This window comes from uncultured Nocardioides sp., assembly GCF_947488025.1.
In the GTDB taxonomy this organism is placed as follows: domain Bacteria; phylum Actinomycetota; class Actinomycetes; order Propionibacteriales; family Nocardioidaceae; genus Nocardioides.
The window spans coordinates 36,921-55,185 of the sequence record NZ_CANKYS010000011.1 but is presented as its reverse complement, the minus strand read 5'-3'; the positions used below and the strand labels follow the sequence as shown (position 1 = coordinate 55,185).

Below are 18,265 nucleotides of genomic sequence, written 5' to 3'. Positions count from 1 at the left end.
GACTACCCCGACGAGCGCCGCGTCGGGTGCGGCCGCCGCAGCGAGTCGGGGAGCAGTCGCGCACCGGCCCCGTCCCCGGCGTGCACGTCGTCGGGATTGGAGAAGGCGCACGAGCGCAGGCTCAGGCAGCCGCACCCGATGCAGCCCTCGAGCCCGCCCTTGAGCCGCTGCAGCGCGGCGATCTGCTCGTCGAGCCGGCGCCCCCAGTGCCGGGAGATGCGGTGCCAGTCGGCCTTGGTGGGGGTGCGGTTGCCGGGCAGCCGGGCGAGCTCGCCGCGGATCTCCTCGATGCTGAGACCGACGTTGGAAGCAGCCCGGATGAAGGCCAGCCTCCGCAGGACGCTGCGCTCGAACCGCCGCTGACCGTTGCCCGAGCGGTGCGCCTCGATCAGGCCCTCGGCCTCGTAGAAGCGGATCGCCGATGCAGCGAAGCCGCTGCGCCGCGAGATCTCGCCCATCGGCAGCAGGTCGCGAGCATCCATCGCAATCACCTCTTGAACTCAAGTTCACTTGAACTTGAACCATGGTGTCATGACCGACAAGACAGGCACTGACAAGACGACGGAACGGGTGGCGCTGGTCACCGGAGGATCGGCCGGGCTCGGCCGCGCGCTCGTCGCCGAGCTCGCGCGGCACGGCTGGCGGGTGGTCACGGACGGGCGCAGCGAGGAGAGGTTCAAGGAAGCCGAGCTCCCAGCCGACGTGACGGTGGTCGTCGGCGACCTGACCGACGCCGACCACCGCGAGCGCCTGCGGACAGAGGTGGAGCGTCACGGACGGCTCGACCTCCTGGTGCACAACGCCAGCACGCTCGGCCCGCTGCCCATGCGCCCGCTGGCCGAGGTCGACATCCCCGACCTCATGCACGTCTGGCGGACCAACATCGGCGGTCCACTGGTCCTCACCTCGGTCCTGCTGCCGTGGCTGCGAGAGACGGACGGCGTGCTGCTCTCGATCAGCTCGGACGCTGCTGTGAACCACTACGAGACGTGGGGCCTCTACGGCGCGAGCAAGGCCGCGCTCGACCACGTGACCCTGACCTACGGCGCCGAGACGGGACTGCGCGCGTACGCCGTCGACCCGGGCGACATGCGTACGGCGATGCACCAGGACGCCTTCCCCGGCGAGGACATCTCGGACCGACCGCTCCCGGAGGCGGTCGTGCCGCACCTGCTGGCGCTGCTGGCCGCGCGGCCGGACTCCGGTCGCCACCGGGCCGCCGACTTCGGGGGCGAAGGCCGATGACGCTCCTCCACGAGACCCCGCAGACGCGGTTCGCCGCGTCGACCTTCGCACCTCGACCCGTCGAGTCGCGCGGACTCGCCCGCGACGAGGTGCGCCTGCTCGTGGCGACCCCGGACGGCCTGTCCCACGGCCGTTTCGCCGACCTCCCCGACCACCTGCGCGCCGGCGACGTGCTGGTCGTGAACACCTCGGCGACCGTCGCCGCCGAGGTCGATGCCGACCTCGACGGGCGTCCGGTGGTGCTCCACGTCGCGCACCGCCTCGACGACGGGGACGCCGTCGTCGAGCTGCGGACCGCACCCGACGCCGCCCGGGCCCTGCTGACCGCGCACGTGGACGACGTGGTGCGCGTCGGCGACGTACGCCTGGTGCTCCGCGAGCCGTGGCTCGGGCAGGCGTCCTCCCCGACGGGCGTCGGCAACCGCCTCTGGCGCGCGTCGGTGCGAGGCGACCTGGACCGCCAGCTCGACTGGAACGGGCGCCCCATCGCCTACGGCTACCTCGACCGGCGCTACCCGCTCGCGGACTACCAGACGGTCTTCGGGACGAGGCCGGGCAGCGCCGAGATGGCGTCGGCCGGGCGTCCGTTCACGCACGAGCTGGTGACCCGGCTGGTCACCGGGGGCGTGCAGCTCGCACCCGTCACGCTGCACACCGGCGTGTCGTCGCAGGAGGCCGGAGAGGCCCCGGGGCCGGAGTGGTTCGAGGTGACGCCGACCAGCGCGCGCGTGATCAACCAGGCGCGCGCCAACGGCGGACGTGTCGTGGCCGTCGGCACCACGGCGACCCGCGCCGTCGAGTCCACGGTGCGGGGGTCCTCCGTCGTCGCCGGGCGCGGGTGGACGGACCGCGTCGTCACGCCGGCGGACCCGCCCCGGGTGGTCGACGGCCTCGTCACCGGGTGGCACGACCCGATGGCCTCGCACCTCCTGCTCGTCGAGGCGGTGGCGGGCGCCCGGCTCACCCAGGCGGCATACGACGCTGCGGTCGCGGAGGGCTACCTCTGGCACGAGTTCGGGGACTCCGCGCTGCTGATGCGGAGGTGAGAAAACCGGTCCGTGGCCCAAAATGTGGGAGAACTGTGGGTCCCGCACCGCCACGCCGCCCTAGATTGAGCGGGTGATGCACGGGCGACACCGCGCGGCCGCCGACCTCTGCCGGCTCCGGCCGGGGAGACAGAGGCACGAGCCGTGACAGCGACCTCCACGCACACGACGCTGCTCTACGACGGCGACCGCCACTACGCGACCGAGGCGGGCGGGTTCCTCCGCGCGGGTCTCGACCAGGGCCACCGCGGGCTCGTCATGGCGCCGGCGTCGCGGGTGGAGGCGATCCGGGCCGAGCTCGGCAGTGACGCCGACGAGGTCACCGTCATCGACGACGCCGTGGCCTACGGGCCGCAGTGGAACGTCTACCGGATGCTGCTCGACTTCGTGACCGCGGCTCCGGGCGTGCGGTCGTGCGTGATCGCCGAGCAGTCGCTCGCGGCGAGGACCCCCGTCGAGATCGTCGACTACCGCAGGCTCGAGTCGGCGGCCAGCCTCGTCTTCGCCGAGCAGCCGGTCGACCTCCTCTGCCCCTACGACGCCCGTCTGCCCGGGCACCTGGTCGACATCGCCCTCGCTGCCCACGACGGGGTGTGCGAGGACGGTGCCGTCACGCCCAACGCGCGCTTCCAGGACCCGATGGCGGTGCTGGCAGACCTGGCGGCGGTCTCGCAGCCGCCGGCGTACGCCGCCACGCTCGACTGCTCCCAGCACGCCGGCGTCGCCCTCGTCCGGGGCCTGGTGCGCACCCGGGGAGCGGACCTGGGCCTCGATCGCGGCGTCCTCGACGACCTGGAGCTGGCGGTCACCGAGGTGGTGACCAACGCCCAGCTGCACGGCTCGCCCCCGGTCCTGGTGCACGTCTACGACGAGGACGAGACGTGGGTGTGGCACGTCCAGGACCGCGGCGGGATGCCGGTGCACCCGCTCGCGGGGCTGCTGCCGCCCGACGAGCCGGCCGAGCACGGCTACGGACTGTGGCTGGCCCGGCAGCTCGTGGCGGCCGTCGACGTCGGTCGTGACGACACCGGCACCCACGTGCGGCTGCACGTGCGCAAGCCGGCCTAGCGTCAGGCCCCGGACCGCGGACATCCCTGGGGGTGGACGACGACGCCCACGACGTGGGGCATCCTCGGCGGCGTGAGTACGTCGACGACGCGGCGCGAGGCCGCGCGCACCCTGGCCCTCGTCTGGATCCTCGTCGTCCTCGGGGTCCTGGGGGTCGGGTGGCTCCTCACCGGGCCGCTGGTCTCGGCGGTCGGCCCGTGGGACGACGGCGTCGCGCGCTGGCTGGAGGACCACCGCACGGCCGACCTCGACACCGCGGCGGCTGCCGGCAGCGCGATCGCCGACACGATCGTCGGCGTCGCCATCGCCGTCGTGGTCGGCCTCGCCGGCTCGTGGTGGCAGCGCTCCTGGCGCCCGTTCGTCTACTTCGCGGTGCTCGTCGCGGGCTACCTCGCCCTCTACCTCGTCGTCACCCACTTCGTCCCGCGTGACCGGCCGCCGGTGGAGATCCTCGACCCCGGGCTCGTGCCGGACCACAGCTTCCCGTCCGGGCACGTGGCGACCTCGATCGTCGTCTACGGCGGCATCGTGCTGTGGGTCGCTGCGGTGGCGCCGCGCTGGCGCCGGTGGGTCTGGCCGCTGCTCCTCGCACCGCTCGTCGTGGCACCGTCCCGGCTCTACCAGGGCGCCCACCACCCGACCGACGTGATGACCAGCCTGGTCTCCGCCACCATCTGGGTCCTGGCGGTCGCCCGCGTTCTCCTGCCCCGGACGGCCGACGACCGCGTTCAGGACCGCAGTGCCATGGTGGAGGCATGACCTCCCCGATCGTCGTCGTCACCGGTGCCAACGGACTCGTGGGCAGCCACGTCGTGTCCGCGTTGGGCGAGCGCGGGGCGACCGTGCGCGCCGTCGTACGCCGCGTGGGCACCGCGCCGCAGCACCCGCACGTCGAGGAGCACGTCGGCGACTTCGCCGACCCCACCTTCGCGGCCACCGTGGTGGCCGGTGCCGACGCCCTCGTCACGACCGTCCACCCGCTCGGCAGCGGACGCGACGACCAGCGTCGCGTCGGGCTCGACGGCACGATGACGATCGCCGAGGCGGCCGTCGACGCCGGCGTGCCGCTCCTGGTCCACGTCTCGACCGCCGGCGTCTACGACCGCAGCCCGGGGATGGGTGACGTCGACGAGTCGGCGGCGCTGGTGCCCGACGACTCGTCGGCCTACGGCGTCGTCAAGCGCGACGTCGACGCCGCGCTCGAGCGGCTGGCAAGTACGACGCGCGTGCTGCTGCGCCCGCCGGCGATCCTCGGCCCCGGCCCCACGTCGATCTGGAACACCGTGCGCCCGGCGGAGATCCGCGACGACGAGGCCGAGCGGCACGCCAACCCCGACCAGACCTTCGCGTGGGTGCACGTCGACGACCTGGCGAGCATCGCGGCCGACGTCGCCACCGGCGCCATCGCGACCGCCGACGACCCCGAGTCAGGTCCGGTCGCGGGCGGGTGCACGCCGGTCAACGTGGCCAGCGGGCCGGCCACCCAGCGCGACTACCTCGGCGCCGTGACGGACGCGCTGGACCTCGAGCCGACCTGGGACGATAGCCCGGCATGGACCGGGCAGGTCGTGGCCGACCGCGCGCGGCGCTGGGGCTGGACGCCTCGGGTCGACCTGTCGACCGCGCTCGAGGAGCTCCGGGCCGGGCTGCGCGGCTGAGTCACGCCGCCGGGCGCACCTCGACGAGCGAGATCGTCGAGATGGTCGGCACGACGCGCGTCATCCCGAGCCCGGCGCGGTCGAGCAGGGCGGCGTACTCCTGCTCGGTGCGCTCGCGACCGCCGGCGAAGAGCAGCATGTCGAGGTCGAGGGTCTTGGCGAAGTCGGGCCCGCTGCCCGGGGGCACGATGCTCTCGAGCAGGAGCAGCGTGGCGCCCGCGGGCATGTCGCGGCGCACGGTGGTCAGGAGGGCGAGCGCCTGCTCGTCGTCGAGGTCGTGCACCACGCGGCGCATGACGTAGAGGTCGCCGTCGTCGGGCACCCGGTCGTGGAACGAGCCGCCCACCAGGCGGCACCGCGACAGGACCCCGGCCTCCCGCAGCAGCTCCTCGGCGGCGGGCAGGAGCGACTCCTGCTCGAACAGCACCCCCTCGGCCGCCGGTGCGGCACCGAGCATCGACGCGAGCAGCCGGCCGTGGCCGCCGCCGACGTCGACGATGCGCCGGAAGGGGGTGAAGTCGTACGCAGCCGCGACCGTCGGCCAGTCGAGCGCGGTGAGGCGCGTCATCGCCTCGTTGAAGGTGGCGGCGTAGTCGGCGTCGCGGTCCAGCAGCTCCCACATCGACACGCCGTGCACGGCCTCGGCCTGGGCCGTCCCGGTGGTGACCGACTCCGGCAGCCGGGCCCACACCGACTGGTAGCGCGGGTCGCCGATCATCAGCACCACCGCGCGCATCGAGTCGGGCGCGTCCGACCGCAGGGGGCGCCCCAGTGCGGTCAGGTCGAACCGGTCGCCGTCCTGGTGCAGCAGGCCGTAGCCGGCAGCGGCCCGCATCAGCCGGTAGGTCGCGTCGGGGTTGGTGCCGAGCTCGGCGGCCACGTCCGCGGCCGCGCGGGGACCCCGGGCCAGCGCGTCGGCCACTCCCAGCTTCGCGACGGCGTACACCGTGTTGGCCTCGATGAGGCCCGAGACCAGCTCGAGTACACCGACGGGCGGGGGCACCATCCGGCGCGTGAGGCCCTGGACCGCGGTGCGGACGGTCGTCGCAGCGCGGGCGACCCGGACGGGAGGTAGGCGGGTCATGGGCTGCCCTCCAAATCGTCAGGGATACTGACCATCATGGTCAGCGAGGCTGACGACGTCAAGAGCAGTGAGGGAGCCCGCGACACGGCCGGGGCGTAGCCCGCACGGCGGCTGATCGTTGGTACCGGTGACCCCGCCGCAGGAGAGATGCCATGCACCGACTCGTTACCGCAGCCGCCGCCGTCGTGCTCACCGCTGCTTCCGTCCCGCTCCTGGGCCCGACGCCCGTTGCTGCTGCCGACCCGGTCACCACGACAGACGGTTGCGTGCAGAGCGTGCCCGATCCCGGCACGACTGCGCCGGTCGACATCTGCTTCACGCTGTTCCGGCCGGCGGGCGCCACGCCCGACCGTCCCGTGCCGATGGTGCTGCACAGCCACGGCTGGGGCGGCAGCCGTACGACGGATCCCGCGGCGTTCGCCTACCTGACCGACGCCGGGTTCGGCGTGCTGAGCTTCGACCAGCGCGGCTTCGGCGAGAGCGGCGGCAAGGCCCACATCGAGAACCCCGACGTGGAGGGCCGGGACGTCCAGGAGGTCGTCGACCTCGTCGCCGCGCAGCCGTGGGTGCAGGAGGAGCGGCCGGGCGACCCCGTGCTCGGCGCGATCGGCGGGTCCTACGGCGGCGGCTACCAGTTCGTCGGCGCACTCAGCGAGATCCGCGACCGCGGCGCCACGCGGTTCGACGCGCTGGTCCCCGAGATCACCTGGTGGAGCCTGACCGAGAGCCTGTTTCCGCAGGGCGTGCCCCGCACCGAGTGGGCGGCGGCGCTGACCGCGGCCGCGCTGCCGACCGACGCCCTCCCGCCGCGCGTGGTCCAGGGCTTCGTCGAGGCAACCGCGACGGGCAACGTGCCGACCCGCCTCCACGACTTCCTCGACCGCAACGGCCCGGAGTGGCACGTGCGCCAGGGCCGCCGCCTCGACGTCCCGGTGCTCTTCGGCCAGGGCGCGACCGACAACCTCTTCCCGCTCGACCAGCGCCTGGACAACTTCGGCCGGCTGCTCACCGACCGGGCCCGTTCGCGCAGCATCTTCGTCGGCTACAACGGCGGGCACACCCTCCCGGCCGTGCTCCCGCCCGGCACCAACCTCGACATCCCGCTCGCGACCACCGACGCCTGCTCCCCGACGCTCGGGAGCCCGGACTTCGCCGACCTCGGCCTGCGGTTCCTGCAGCAGAACCTGCAGGGTGAGAGGACCGGGCTCACCGGCTTCGGGCGCTACCACCTGACCACCGCGGCAGGGGACCGCTGCGTGAGCGTCCCCGCTGTCGCACCCACCACCGCCGTCGAGCTCGGCGAGGTCGTCAGCACGGTCGGCGTCGGCGCACCCGTCGCCTACCCCGTCGCCCAGGGCCCGCTCACGATCGCCGGCTCGCCCACCCTGGACGCCCGGCTCACGACGATCGGCCCCGACAACCGCGCCTTCCTCGGGCTGTCGGTCGGCACCAGCCCCCTCGACGCGCGGGTCGTGCAGAACAACATGCTGCCGATCCGCGAGAACGGCATCGCGATCGACAAGCCGCGACGCGGGGTCGAGCTGCCCTCGGTCGCGGTCGACGTACCCGCCGGACAGACGCTGTTCCTCACCGTCGCGCCGATCTCCGACATGTCCGCTGGGTTCGGCAGCCGCGTCGTCGGTGCGATGCGGATGAAGGACGTGGTGGTGCACCTGCCGGTGACGAACCGGTGAGGGATGCTCAGAAGTCCGTCGTCCCGCGCAGCCGTCGCGGCCGGCCGTCGGGGTCGTAGGCGTAGCGGTACGCCGGCCGGGCCCACAGCGTCGTACGACGTGGGAGTGAAGGCGGCTCGTGCGCCTGGACCCGGCTCCCAGGAGCGCCGACGCGCGACGTCCACAGGTCGACCGGGTCGTCGAGGTCGGTGAGCCGGGGGTCGTCGTCGGGCAGGCCGAGGTGCTCGGCCCACAGTGACGTGCGCAGCTCGCGGGGCAGCTCGCCATGGGGGTCGACCACCGCGCAGGTGATCTCGGAGTCGTGCGTCCACGAGCGGAGGTTGAGGTTGTCCGAGCCGATCGTCATCCACTCGTCGTCGACGATGCAGACCTTGGCGTGCACGTAGATCGGGGTGCCCTCGGCGTTGTGGAGGTCGAACATCGTGAAGCGGTCGCCGCCGGCCTCCTTCAGCCGCTCCCACGCGACGCGCTGGCCGTGCTTCATCGGCGGGCCGCCGACCCGGGTGTCCTCCTCCGGGTAACGCGGCACCAGCGCGATGACCTGCAGCCCCGGCTCGCGCCGGAGGGCGTCGGCGAGGGTCGCGGCCACGAGGTCGGACCAGAAGTACTGGTCCTCGACGTAGACCAGCCTGCGCGCCCGGCTGAAGGCCCGTGAGTAGGCGCGCGCGACCGACCGCTCGCCGTCGGGGGCGAACGGGTAGCGCGGCCGCTTGAAGGGGTACGTCCGCAGGATCTGCACCTGGTGCCGGCCGGCCTACGGCGGCGGGTCCCAGCGCTCGGGCAGCTGCTCGGGGTGCCGCGGCATCCTCGCGATCCGGTGCGCGACGGCGCGGTAGGGGTTGCGGTGGTCGAGCGGGGTCGTGTCGTCCCACCGCTCGGTGAAGGTGTCGAGCACGTGCGCCACCGCCGGACCCCGGATCTCCGCCATCGCGTCGTGCCACGGCGGGGCTTCGCCGTAGCGGTCGTCGAGGGGTGCTGCCTGCGGATCGCCGGCGTGGTCGGCGTCGTCGCGGCGGCTGTGGCACAGGTCGATGCCACCGACGAACGCCACGTCCTCCTCGGGCCGACCCTTGTGGCGTACGACGAAGAGCTTCTGGTGGTGCGAGCCACCCTTGCGCACGCGCTCGTCGAGCAGCGCCTCGCCGCCGCACTCATTGACGATCCGGCCGAGGTGGTTGTTCTCCTCGCCGTTGAGCCGGCCCGGGTGGGAGCGCCACATCAGCGCCCGCACCTCGACGTCACGCGCGGCCGCGTCGCGGAGCAACTCGGCGACGGTCGGTCCGTCCGCGGTGAGCCGCTCGTCGGAGTCGCCGCGCCAGTCGGTAAAGTAGATCCGGTCGCCGGCCGCGGTCGCCCCGACCAGCTCGACGAGGCGTGCGAAGTAGGCGGAGCCGTGCACGCGGGGCACCACCAGGTTGCCGGAGGTCCAGGGGCGCTCCGTCTCCGGCAGGAACCACTCGCTCACCCCCACAGGTTCCCAGCACCTCGCGTTTCAGTCACCGTTTCAGTCACCGTGCGACGCTCGGGTCGTGCCCGATCGTGCCCTCTCGCCCGACACGCTCGGCGCCTGGCTGGTGAAGGCCAGCGGCGCCGAGCGCTCGACCCGCGAGCACGTGCGCGCCGGTTTCGCGGGCGTGGAGACGTGGTGCGCGCGGCCGACCTACCGCACCGACCTCGCGGTCGCTGGGCAGCCGGTGCTGCTCTGGATGAGCGGCTCGGAGCCAGGGCTGCCCGCCGGCATCCACGCCCACGGCCGGATCACGGGGCCTGCCCGCGACGGGGTCATGCCGATGGTCCTGGTCCCGCTCGACCAGCCGCTCCTGCGCTCGGAGCTCGTCGGCCACCCGGACCTCGCCGCGCTGGAGGTGCTGCGGATGCCGGCCGGGAGCAATCCGTCGTACGTCACTCCCGGGCAGCTCGAGGTGCTCGTCGACATGTGCGAGGAGCTCGCCCGGCCGGTGTGAGGTGGCAAGCGTCGCAGAGCGGGGGCGCACCGGTGCACACTCGGGACATGCCCGGTCTCCAGCACACCGTCAGGATCGCTGCACCACCCGAGCGGGTCTGGGAGGTGGTCGTCGACATCGAGCGCTGGCCGGAGCGGATACCGACGGTCGACTCGGTCCAGCGGCTCGACGATGGTCCGCTGGCGGTCGGCTCTCGCACGCGGCTCCAGCAGCCCAGGCTGCCGGAGGCGGTGTGGATGGTGACGGAGCTCGAACAGGGCCGGTCCTTCACCTGGAGGTCGCGGTCGCCAGGGGCCGCGATCTCCGCCGGCCACGTGGTGGAGCCGGACGCAGGCGCGACCCGCCTGACTTTGACCGTCGCCGTCGCCGGGCCGATGGGCCGGGTCGGTTGGCTCATGACGAAGAGGCTGACGAAGCGCTACGTCGAGACGGAGGCCGCCTCGATCAAGCGGGTGACGGAGGAGGGTCCGAAGCCGAGCTGAATTGACGTCAGTTCAGCCTGCCAACGGGTCCGCGCGCGGGGGCAGGCCCGCGTGAGGCCGTGCCACCCAGTTTTCACGCCCGAAACATTCGTGGAAGCCGCCGACAACATCGGCTTCCTAGGTTCATCGGCATGACCAAGCGCCAGCGGATCGTCGTCGTCGGGCACGGCATGGTGGGCCACCGGTTCGCCCAGGCCGCCGTCGAGCGCGGCCTCACCGAGACCCACGACGTCCTCGTCCTCGGCGAGGAGCCGCGCGCGGCCTACGACCGGGTCGCCCTCACCAGCTGGTTCGCCCACGCCGATGGGGATGGCGGCTCGGACGCGCTGTCGCTGCTGCCCGGTGGGGAGTACGACGACCCGCGGGTGCGCCTCGTGCTCGATAGCGTCGTGACCGAGGTCGACCGGGCCGCGCGGACCGTCACCGTCGTGTCCCCGCCCAGCGCGGTGGGGTCTCGTGACGGGCGCCAGAACGCCCTCCTCGACCAGCAGGGGGTGCCGGGCGCCGTCACCGTCCACGAGTACGACGTCCTGGTGCTCGCCACGGGCGCGGCGCCGTTCGTCCCGCCCGTCGAGGGTCGCGGCAAGGACGGCTGCTTCGTCTACCGCACCATCGAGGACCTCGAGGCGATCCAGGCGGCCAGTGCCGCGGCCACCAGCGGCGTCGTCATCGGCGGCGGTCTGCTCGGCCTGGAGGCGGCCAACGCGCTCGTCCAGCTCGGCCTCGACACCCACGTCGTCGAGATGGCGCCCCGGCTGATGCCGGTGCAGCTCGACGACGGCGCCGGCTCGACGCTGGTGCGGCACATCGAGCGCCTCGGAGTGACCGTGCACACCGGCGTGGTCACCGAGGCCATCGAGGGCGGCTCGTCCGTCACCGGGCTCCGGGTGCGGCAGGCCGGCACCGACGAGGGCGCCCCGACGCAGGTCGTCGACGCGCAGGTCGTGGTGTTCTCCGCCGGCATCCGACCGCGCGACGCCCTGGCTCGCGAGTGCGACCTGGAGGTCGCGCCGCGCGGCGGCGTACTGGTCGACGAGCAGTGCCGGACCGCGGACCCGCACGTCTTCGCGATCGGGGAGTGCGCGGCGCCGGGCGGCACGATGTACGGCCTCGTCGCCCCGGGCTACGCCATGGCCGAGGTCGTCGTCGACGCGCTCCTCGACGGCCCGGGCACCTTCACCGGCGCCGACATGTCGACCAAGCTCAAGCTCCTCGGCGTCGACGTCGCGAGCTTCGGCGACGCCTTCGCGACCACCGACGGGTCCCTCGAGCTGACCTACGCCGACGCGGTCGCCGGCGTCTACAAGAAGCTCGTGGTCAGCGAGGACGGCTCGCGGCTGCTCGGCGGGATCCTGGTCGGCGACGCGTCGGCGTACGGCGTCCTGCGGCCGATGGTCAGCAGCGGCCTCGCACTGCCCGACAACCCCGAGCAGCTCATCCTCCCGGTCGGCACCGGCGCCGGCATCCAGCTCGGGATGCCCGACGAGGCGCAGGTCTGCTCGTGCAACGACGTGACGAAGGCCGACATCCTCCACGCGGTCACCGACCAGGGCTGCGAGAGCGTGGGCGACGTCAAGCAGTGCACGCGCGCCGGCTCGACGTGCGGGTCGTGCGTGGCGACGGTGAAGAACATCATCGAGGACCACTTCGCCAGCGTCGGCCGGGTCGTCGACAAGGGGATCTGCGAGCACTTCCGGCTCACCCGGCAGGCGCTCTTCGACGTCGTGGCGGTGCACGGCTACCGGCGCTTCGACGACATCGTCGCGGCCCACGGCACCGGCCGCGGCTGCGACGTCTGCAAGCCCGCGATCGCCAGCATCCTGGCCAGCCAGACCAGCACCCACATCCTCGAACCGGCGACCGCCGAGCTGCAGGACACCAACGACAAGTACCTCGGCAACATCCAGCGCAACGGCACCTACTCCGTCGTGCCGCGCATCCCGGGCGGTGAGATCACGCCCGACAAGCTCATCGTGATCGGCGAGGTGGCCAAGGACTACGGGCTCTACACCAAGATCACCGGCGGCCAGCGGATCGACCTCTTCGGTGCCCGGATGGAGCAGCTGCCCGCGATCTGGCGCCGGCTCGTCGACGCGGGGTTCGAGTCCGGCCACGCCTACGGCAAGTCGCTGCGCACGGTGAAGTCGTGCGTCGGCTCGACCTGGTGCCGGTTCGGGGTGCAGGACTCGGTCGGTCTCGCGATCGCGCTGGAGCTGCGCTACCGCGGGCTGCGCAGCCCGCACAAGCTCAAGGGCGGGGTCAGCGGGTGCGCCCGCGAGTGCGCGGAGGCGCGCGGCAAGGACTTCGGTGTCATCGCGACCGAGAAGGGATGGAACCTCTACGTCGGCGGCAACGGCGGCGCCACGCCCGCCCACGCCCGGCTGCTCGCCGGTGACCTCGACACCGCCACGCTGGTGTCGTACCTCGACCGGTTCCTCATGTACTACGTCCGCACCGCCGACCGGCTCCAGCGCACCTCGACCTGGATCGAGCAGCTCGATGGCGGGCTCGACCGGGTGCGCGAGGTCGTCGTCGACGACTCGCTCGGGCTCGGCGCGGAGCTCGAGGCGGAGATGGCGCGGCACGTCGGCGGCTACGAGGACGAGTGGCGCGCGACGCTCGAGGACCCGACCAAGCTGGAGCGGTTCGTCTCCTTCGTCAACGCCCCCGACACCCCCGACCCGTCGATCGCGTTCACCACCGAGCGCGACCAGATCCAGCCGATCGCCCCGGCCCTCATCCCCGTGGGAGCGCCCGCATGAGCACCGTCGCCGTAGCCCTGACCCCCGTGTGCGCCGTGTCCGCCGTCCCGCTCGAGGGCGGGGTCGCCGCCCTGGTGTCCGGTGAGGCGGTCGCCGTGTTCCGTACGCACTCCGGCGAGGTCTTCGCGCTCTCCAACGTCGACCCGTTCAGCGGTGCGTCGGTGCTCTCGCGCGGCATCGTCGGCTCGCGCGGCGACGCGCCGGTGGTGAGCTCGCCGATGTACAAGCAGGCCTTCGACCTCCGCACCGGCGCCTGCCTCGACGACGAGACGGTGTCCGTTCCGTCGTACGACGTCTCGGTGGTCGACGGCGTCGTGCACGTCGGGTCGGTCCGGCCGGTTGGGGAGGTCACGTGAGCCTGCCGCTCTCGGGGTTCCGGATCGGGGTCACCGCTGCCCGCAAGGCCGAGGAGCAGGTGGCACTGCTGGAACGTCGCGGGGCCACGGTCGAGTGGGCCGCCGCGCTGTCGCTCGAGCCCAACCACGTCGATCTCGGCGAGCTGCTCGCCGCGACGAAGGAGGTCATCCTCGGCCCGGTCGACCTCTTCCTCGCCACCACCGGGATCGGGATGAAGACCTGGCTCGCGGCCGCCGCCGACGCCGGGTTGTACGACGACCTCGTCGCCGTGCTCGGCTCCGCGGAGATCCTGGCCCGCGGCCCGAAGAGCGTCGGCGTGCTCCGGGCCAACGGCCTGCGCGAGCTCTGGGCGCCGGAGTCGGAGTGCTTCGAGGACGTGCTCGCCCACCTGCGCGGCCGCGACCTCACCGGCAAGCGGATCGTCGTGCAGGAGCACGGCCAGTCGCTGTCGATGGCCGCCCACGCCCTCCGCCGTCAGGGCGCGTCGGTGGTGACGGTGCCGATCTACCGCGTGGCCTCGGCCGACGACCCGGCGCCGATGTTCGGCCTGATCGACCTGATCGCCGACCGCGAGCTCGACGCGGTCACCTTCACGTCAGCCCCTGCGGTCGCGGCGCTGATGGAGGCGGCGTACAGCGTCGGCCGGCGCGACGACCTGATCAGCGCCTTCCAGTCCGACGTCGTCGCCTCGTGCGTCGGCCCGGTGACCGCGGCGGCCTTCGAGATGTGGGGCGTCCCGACGATCTTTCCCGACCGCTCGCGCCTGGCCGGGATGGTCAAGCAGCTCGAGACCGAGCTCCCGACGCGGCGGGACGGGGTCGACGTACGCCTCGCGGACGGACGGACGCTGATCGTGCACTCCGACTCGCTCCTGCTCGACGGGGTGCCGGTCGAGCTGTCACCCGCGCCGCTCTCGGTGCTCAACGCGCTGCTGGTGAACCCCGGTCACGTGGTGTCGCGCCGGGCGCTGCTCGCTGCGCTGCCCTCGGGGCAGGCGGGCTCGGAGCACGCGGTCGAGATGGCGGTCGCGCGGCTGCGCGCGGCCATCGGGACGAAGGCCGTGCTCACCGTCGTGAAGCGGGGGTACCGGTTGGCGGTGGGGTAGCCGTCCGACTGCTCAGGCGGAGCGCAGTGCCGTGACGCTCTTCACCAGACGACGCAGCGGGATGTCGCGCTGCACCTTGAGGCGGCCACCGTCCGGCGTCAGGCCGAAGTGGGCCAGCAGGTTCTGGCGCCCCTCGCGCTCGGCCATCAGCATGATGGCGTCCCGGTCGTAGGAGTCAGCCAGCTCGGCCGCGAGGGCCAGGTCGTCGGCCGCGACGGCATCGTTGATGGACTCGACGTAGTTGGCGTAGAGGGCGTTGAGCTCGTCGGTCAGGCTGGTCTGGTTCGTCATGGACAACCCCTCGGAGTCGCGATGTGGCCTGGCTGTGACCTCCAGTCTGGAGCAGGGATTGGATCGATCCAATAGGGCGAGGCCATGATCTTGAGCACTCAGTGACGGACCACCCGCTGCGGCAGGCGACGTACGCTCTCGTCATGGATGTGATCCTGCTGCTGGTGGTGCTCGCCGTGGTGGGCGTCGGCGCGGTCGTCCTGGCCCGTCGCAACAAGGCGCGGGAGCTCCAGCGGCGCGAGGACGAGCTCGCCCCGGTGAAGAAGCTGGCCTTCGAGGACATCACCGCGTTCGGCGTCGACCTCCAGGAGCTCGACTACGAGATGAGCGGTCACGTCCTGGACGCCGGCGCCAACGCCGACTACCAGCGTGCGCTCGACACCTACGAGTCGGCCAAGACCGCAGGCGACTCCATCACGAAGCCGGAGGACATCCGGCACATCACCTCGATCGTCGAGGACGGCCGCTACGCCATCGCGTGCGTGCGCGCTCGGGTCGAGGGACGGCCGCTCCCCACCCGCCGGCCGCCGTGCTTCTTCGACCCGCGCCACGGACCGTCGGTCGCCGACGTCCTCTTCGTCCCGCCGGACGGCGTCGAACGTGACGTGCCCGCGTGCGCCCTCGACGTCGAGCGCGTCAACGCCGGCGCCGAGCCGGACGTCCGCAAGGTCATGGTCGGCGCGCAGCGGGTCCCCTACTGGCAGGGCGGGCGCGCCTACGAGCCGTACGCCGCGGGCTACTTCGGTGCCTTCGGACCCATGACCTGGATGTTCATGGGCGGGATGATGTTCGGCGACTTCGGTGGCGGCTCCGACGGTGGAGGCGGTGGTGACGACGGCGGCGGATCCGACGGCGGCGACGGCGGTGGGTACGACGGCGGTGGCGACGGCGGCGGTTTCGACGGCGGCGGGTTCGACTTCGGCGGGTTCTGAGCGCCCGCCGGTACTTGCGAGCAGACCGTCACGAGTCGCTCAGCCTCGGCGAGCCTTGTTCGTCCGCGCGGTGGCGGGTGCGCTGCGGGGATCCTCCGGCCAGGCGTGCTTGGGGTAGCGCCCGCGCAGGTCGGCGCGCACGCCGGGGTAGCCGTTGTCCCAGAAGGACTGCAGGTCTGCGGTGACGGCGGCCGGGCGTCGGGCGGGGGAGAGCAGGTGCAGCAGGAGCGGGACCCGGCCGTCGGCCAGGACCGGTGCGGAGGTCCAGCCGAAGACCTCCTGCAGTCGCACGGCGAGCACCGGCTGGTCCTGGGAGTAGTCGATCCGCACGCTCGACCCGCTGGGGACCTGGACGCGTTCGGGGGCCAGGTCGTCGAGCCTGCCCGCCTCCTGCCACGGCACCATCGCTCGCAGGGCGGCCGTCACGTCGATCCGACGAAGGTCCTGCGCCGAGCGGACCCGCGCCAGCTGGTGCCCGAGCCAGGAGTCGAGGTCCTGCGTCAGTGCTGCGTCGCTGACGTCGGGCCACGGGTCGCCGAGCGCGCGGTGCAGGAAGTCGAGGCGGGCGCGCAGCGCCGTGGCCGCCTCCGTCCAGGTGAGGAGGGTGATCCCCTCGCTCGCGACCGCCTCTCCGATCGCGTCGCTCACGGCCTGCGCGGGTGGATCGCTGAGCGGGGTCGAGCTGAGCTCGATCGCGCCCAGCAACGTCCGTCGGCGGGCCACCACCCGCCCACCGGTCCAGGTGACCTCGTCCACCTCGGTCCACATCGATCCCGCTGCCTCCAGCGCGAGGTCCTCGGTGAGCGGGGCCGCCGCGCGGATCCGGGCCTCGCGGTCCCCGGGCCCTCGCTGGGCGTCACCGACCGCGAGCCACTCGAGCCCGGCCAGCGGTCCTGGGTCGCGAGGGTCGAGCGCCGCGCCTGTCCCGGACGCCATCAGGTAGCTCGACGTGCCGGAGCGCTTGCGTGCGATCCGGTCGGGATGCGCGAGGGCCACCACCAGACCGACTGCCACGTCGTCGGTGAGGGCGCGGGCGTCGCCCGACGCTGCTGGCCGGTCGCCCTGCTTCGCGACGACCTCCTCCAGCCGGGCGACCTGGCTGCGCCACGACCCGGCCCGCTGGTCTGAGCGCAGCGACCGAAGCGCGGCGACCAGGTCCCCGCCGGGAGCGCGTACGTCCTCGCTCAGCATCGCGACCACCTCTGCGGCCCGCTTGTCCCCGACGAGACCAGCCCCGTCGAGAAGGGCGCGCGCCAGCCGGGGGTCGGCGGGCACGCCTGCGATCACCCGGCCCCGCGAGGTGGCTCGTCCGTCCTCGGTCATCGCCCCCAGGCCCACCAGCACCTCCTGGGCCGCCGCCAGTGCGTGCGCCGGTGGCTGGTCGAGCAGCGCCATGTCGCGGACGTCGTGGCTGCCCCAGCAGGCCACCTCCAGGGCGAAGGCCGTCAGGTCGGCGGTGGCGATCTCGGGCTCCGGGTGAGCGGCCAGGTGCGCGTGCTCCGCCTCGGACCAACAACGGAGCACGGCGCCAGGGCCGAGCCGTCCGGCCCGTCCCGCCCGCTGCTCGGCCGCTGCCCGGCTCACCGCGACGGTCACCAGCGAAGCCAGTCCGCGACGGTGGTCGGTGCGCGGCTCGCGGGAGAATCCGGCGTCCACCACGACGCGTACGCCGGGCACCGTCAGCGACGACTCGGCGACCGCGGTCGAGACGATCACCCGTCGTCGTGGGCCCTCGCTGAGCGCACGGTCCTGCGCGGCGCCGGACAGACGTCCGTGCAGGGCGTGCACGGATGCGTCCACGCCGGCGAGGCGACGTACGGTCGCCTCGACCTCCGCGACACCCGGCACGAAGACCAGGACGTCCCCCTCGTGCTCGACCAGCGCACGACGCACGGTCGCTGCGACGTGGTCGTGGAACGCCGGGGTGATCCCGCGGTCGTCGGTACGGCGCACCCCCGCAGGCGGCGGACACCAGACCGCTCGGACCGGGTGCAGGGCACCCGGGACGCGGACCACCGGAGCGCCGCCACCACCGAGCAGGGCGGCCGTCCGCTCGGCCTCGATGGTGGCCGACATCGCCACCAGGGACAGGTCCTCACGCAGGTTGGCCCGGACGTCGACGAGCAGCGCCAGGGTCAGGTCGGCGTCGAGGTGGCGCTCGTGCACCTCGTCGAGCACGACCGCCCCGACGCCGGCCAGCTCGGGATCGTGCTGGATCCGCCGGAGCAGCAGACCGGTCGTGACGACCTCGACGCGAGTACGTCGGCTGCTGCGTCGGTCCCCGCGTACGGCGTACCCGACCGTCTCGCCGACCGGTTCACCCAGCAGGTGCGCCAGCCGGCGGGCCGCAGCGCGGGCTGCGATGCGGCTGGGCTGCGTGACCACGACCCGTCCGGTGACGACCTCGGCGACCGCGGGTGGGACCAACGTCGTCTTGCCGGTGCCCGGCGGTGCCTGGACCACCGCGACCCCGCGCGTGCGGAGCGCCTCGCCGAGAGCGGCCAGACCTGCGGTGACCGGGAGGTCGGGCGGCGCGGCGAGCAGGTCGCTCAGCGGGTCGGACACTCGTGCAGTGTG

General features: G+C 73.2%; 18 protein-coding genes. 12 read left to right on the top strand and 6 right to left on the bottom strand.

Translation table 11 applies throughout. The features are described 5' to 3' along the window. Positions 1-2: 2 nt before the first annotated feature. Entirely contained in the window at positions 3-482 is a 480-nt protein-coding gene (gene soxR, locus Q1B24_RS16975) for a redox-sensitive transcriptional activator SoxR (protein WP_299931201.1), read from the bottom strand. 49 nt (positions 483-531) lie between these two features. Between soxR and Q1B24_RS16970 the strand changes: the two genes are divergently transcribed. The 5 genes from Q1B24_RS16970 to Q1B24_RS16950 all read left to right on the top strand — a co-directional run bounded on the left by Q1B24_RS16970 (position 532) and on the right by Q1B24_RS16950 (position 5,017). Beyond that, entirely contained in the window at positions 532-1,245 is a 714-nt protein-coding gene (locus Q1B24_RS16970) for an SDR family NAD(P)-dependent oxidoreductase (RefSeq protein ID WP_299931200.1), read from the top strand. Then, on the top strand, positions 1,242-2,291 hold the full coding sequence (locus Q1B24_RS16965) for an S-adenosylmethionine:tRNA ribosyltransferase-isomerase (RefSeq protein WP_299931199.1): 1,050 nt from the start codon (positions 1,242-1,244) through the stop codon (positions 2,289-2,291). Before Q1B24_RS16970 ends, Q1B24_RS16965 begins: the two co-directional genes overlap by 4 nt. A gap of 144 nt (positions 2,292-2,435) precedes the next feature. Beyond that, on the top strand, positions 2,436-3,359 hold the full coding sequence (locus tag Q1B24_RS16960) for an ATP-binding protein (protein WP_299931198.1): 924 nt from the start codon (positions 2,436-2,438) through the stop codon (positions 3,357-3,359). A 72-nt stretch (positions 3,360-3,431) separates the two neighbouring features. After that, a complete protein-coding gene (locus Q1B24_RS16955; protein ID WP_299931197.1) occupies positions 3,432-4,118 on the top strand; it encodes a phosphatase PAP2 family protein in 687 nt (228 codons plus the stop codon). Continuing rightward, entirely contained in the window at positions 4,115-5,017 is a 903-nt protein-coding gene (locus tag Q1B24_RS16950; protein ID WP_299931196.1) for an NAD(P)-dependent oxidoreductase, read from the top strand. The genes Q1B24_RS16955 and Q1B24_RS16950 overlap by 4 nt, the downstream gene beginning before the upstream one ends. Position 5,018: 1 nt before the next feature. On the opposite strand, the gene Q1B24_RS16945 is transcribed toward Q1B24_RS16950, so the two are convergent. After that, complete coding sequence (locus Q1B24_RS16945) at positions 5,019-6,101, bottom strand: methyltransferase (protein ID WP_299931195.1); 1,083 nt, start codon at positions 6,099-6,101, stop codon at positions 5,019-5,021. 152 nt (positions 6,102-6,253) lie between these two features. Here Q1B24_RS16945 and Q1B24_RS16940 point away from each other — a divergent pair, with 152 nt between their 5' ends. Beyond that, positions 6,254-7,795: an alpha/beta fold hydrolase gene (locus Q1B24_RS16940; protein ID WP_299931194.1), complete on the top strand. Its 1,542-nt coding sequence runs from the start codon at positions 6,254-6,256 to the stop codon at positions 7,793-7,795. Between the two features lie 7 nt (positions 7,796-7,802). Here the strand turns inward: Q1B24_RS16940 and Q1B24_RS16935 are convergent, their stop codons facing one another. Beyond that, positions 7,803-8,534, bottom strand: coding sequence for a phospholipase D-like domain-containing protein (locus tag Q1B24_RS16935; protein ID WP_299931193.1), 732 nt, complete (start codon positions 8,532-8,534; stop codon positions 7,803-7,805). 15 nt (positions 8,535-8,549) lie between these two features. Continuing rightward, positions 8,550-9,260, bottom strand: coding sequence for a hypothetical protein (locus Q1B24_RS16930; RefSeq protein ID WP_299931192.1), 711 nt, complete (start codon positions 9,258-9,260; stop codon positions 8,550-8,552). A 64-nt stretch (positions 9,261-9,324) separates the two neighbouring features. Between Q1B24_RS16930 and Q1B24_RS16925 the strand changes: the two genes are divergently transcribed. The 5 genes from Q1B24_RS16925 (at position 9,325) to Q1B24_RS16905 (ending at position 14,465) form a co-directional block, all read left to right on the top strand. Beyond that, positions 9,325-9,759, top strand: a complete 435-nt coding sequence (locus Q1B24_RS16925) for a hypothetical protein (RefSeq protein WP_299931191.1) — start codon at positions 9,325-9,327, stop codon at positions 9,757-9,759. Between the two features lie 47 nt (positions 9,760-9,806). Next, a complete protein-coding gene (locus Q1B24_RS16920) occupies positions 9,807-10,241 on the top strand; it encodes an SRPBCC family protein (RefSeq protein WP_299931190.1) in 435 nt (144 codons plus the stop codon). A gap of 131 nt (positions 10,242-10,372) precedes the next feature. Beyond that, entirely contained in the window at positions 10,373-13,003 is a 2,631-nt protein-coding gene (gene nirB, locus Q1B24_RS16915) for a nitrite reductase large subunit NirB (protein ID WP_299931189.1), read from the top strand. Next, positions 13,000-13,359 (top strand): nitrite reductase small subunit NirD, encoded by a 360-nt coding sequence (nirD, locus tag Q1B24_RS16910; RefSeq protein ID WP_299931188.1) that lies wholly within the window; start codon positions 13,000-13,002, stop codon positions 13,357-13,359. Before nirB ends, nirD begins: the two co-directional genes overlap by 4 nt. Then, positions 13,356-14,465 carry a uroporphyrinogen-III synthase gene (locus Q1B24_RS16905; protein WP_299931187.1) on the top strand — a complete coding sequence of 370 codons (1,110 nt, stop codon included), beginning with the start codon at positions 13,356-13,358 and terminating at the stop codon, positions 14,463-14,465. The genes nirD and Q1B24_RS16905 overlap by 4 nt, the downstream gene beginning before the upstream one ends. Positions 14,466-14,477: 12 nt before the next feature. Here Q1B24_RS16905 and Q1B24_RS16900 read toward each other — a convergent pair whose 3' ends face one another. Further along, on the bottom strand, positions 14,478-14,756 hold the full coding sequence (locus Q1B24_RS16900; protein WP_299931186.1) for a hypothetical protein: 279 nt from the start codon (positions 14,754-14,756) through the stop codon (positions 14,478-14,480). A 143-nt stretch (positions 14,757-14,899) separates the two neighbouring features. On the opposite strand from Q1B24_RS16900, the gene Q1B24_RS16895 reads away from it, so the two are divergent. Further along, entirely contained in the window at positions 14,900-15,688 is a 789-nt protein-coding gene (locus tag Q1B24_RS16895; RefSeq protein WP_299931185.1) for a hypothetical protein, read from the top strand. A 39-nt stretch (positions 15,689-15,727) separates the two neighbouring features. Here Q1B24_RS16895 and hrpB read toward each other — a convergent pair whose 3' ends face one another. Next, entirely contained in the window at positions 15,728-18,253 is a 2,526-nt protein-coding gene (hrpB, locus tag Q1B24_RS16890; RefSeq protein ID WP_299931184.1) for an ATP-dependent helicase HrpB, read from the bottom strand. Positions 18,254-18,265 lie beyond the last annotated feature (12 nt).

Bases quoted from the DNA above. Each gene is read 5' to 3' on its own strand.
- soxR (WP_299931201.1), bottom strand. From the start codon at position 482: ATGGATGCTCGCGACCTGCTGCCGATGGGCGAGATCTCGCGGCGCAGC.
- Q1B24_RS16970 (WP_299931200.1), top strand. From the start codon at position 532: ATGACCGACAAGACAGGCACTGACAAGACGACGGAACGGGTGGCGCTG.
- Q1B24_RS16965 (WP_299931199.1), top strand. From the start codon at position 1,242: ATGACGCTCCTCCACGAGACCCCGCAGACGCGGTTCGCCGCGTCGACC.
- Q1B24_RS16950 (WP_299931196.1), top strand. From the start codon at position 4,115: ATGACCTCCCCGATCGTCGTCGTCACCGGTGCCAACGGACTCGTGGGC.
- Q1B24_RS16945 (WP_299931195.1), bottom strand. From the start codon at position 6,101: ATGACCCGCCTACCTCCCGTCCGGGTCGCCCGCGCTGCGACGACCGTC.
- Q1B24_RS16940 (WP_299931194.1), top strand. From the start codon at position 6,254: ATGCACCGACTCGTTACCGCAGCCGCCGCCGTCGTGCTCACCGCTGCT.
- Q1B24_RS16920 (WP_299931190.1), top strand. From the start codon at position 9,807: ATGCCCGGTCTCCAGCACACCGTCAGGATCGCTGCACCACCCGAGCGG.
- nirB (WP_299931189.1), top strand. From the start codon at position 10,373: ATGACCAAGCGCCAGCGGATCGTCGTCGTCGGGCACGGCATGGTGGGC.
- nirD (WP_299931188.1), top strand. From the start codon at position 13,000: ATGAGCACCGTCGCCGTAGCCCTGACCCCCGTGTGCGCCGTGTCCGCC.
- Q1B24_RS16900 (WP_299931186.1), bottom strand. From the start codon at position 14,756: ATGACGAACCAGACCAGCCTGACCGACGAGCTCAACGCCCTCTACGCC.
- Q1B24_RS16895 (WP_299931185.1), top strand. From the start codon at position 14,900: ATGGATGTGATCCTGCTGCTGGTGGTGCTCGCCGTGGTGGGCGTCGGC.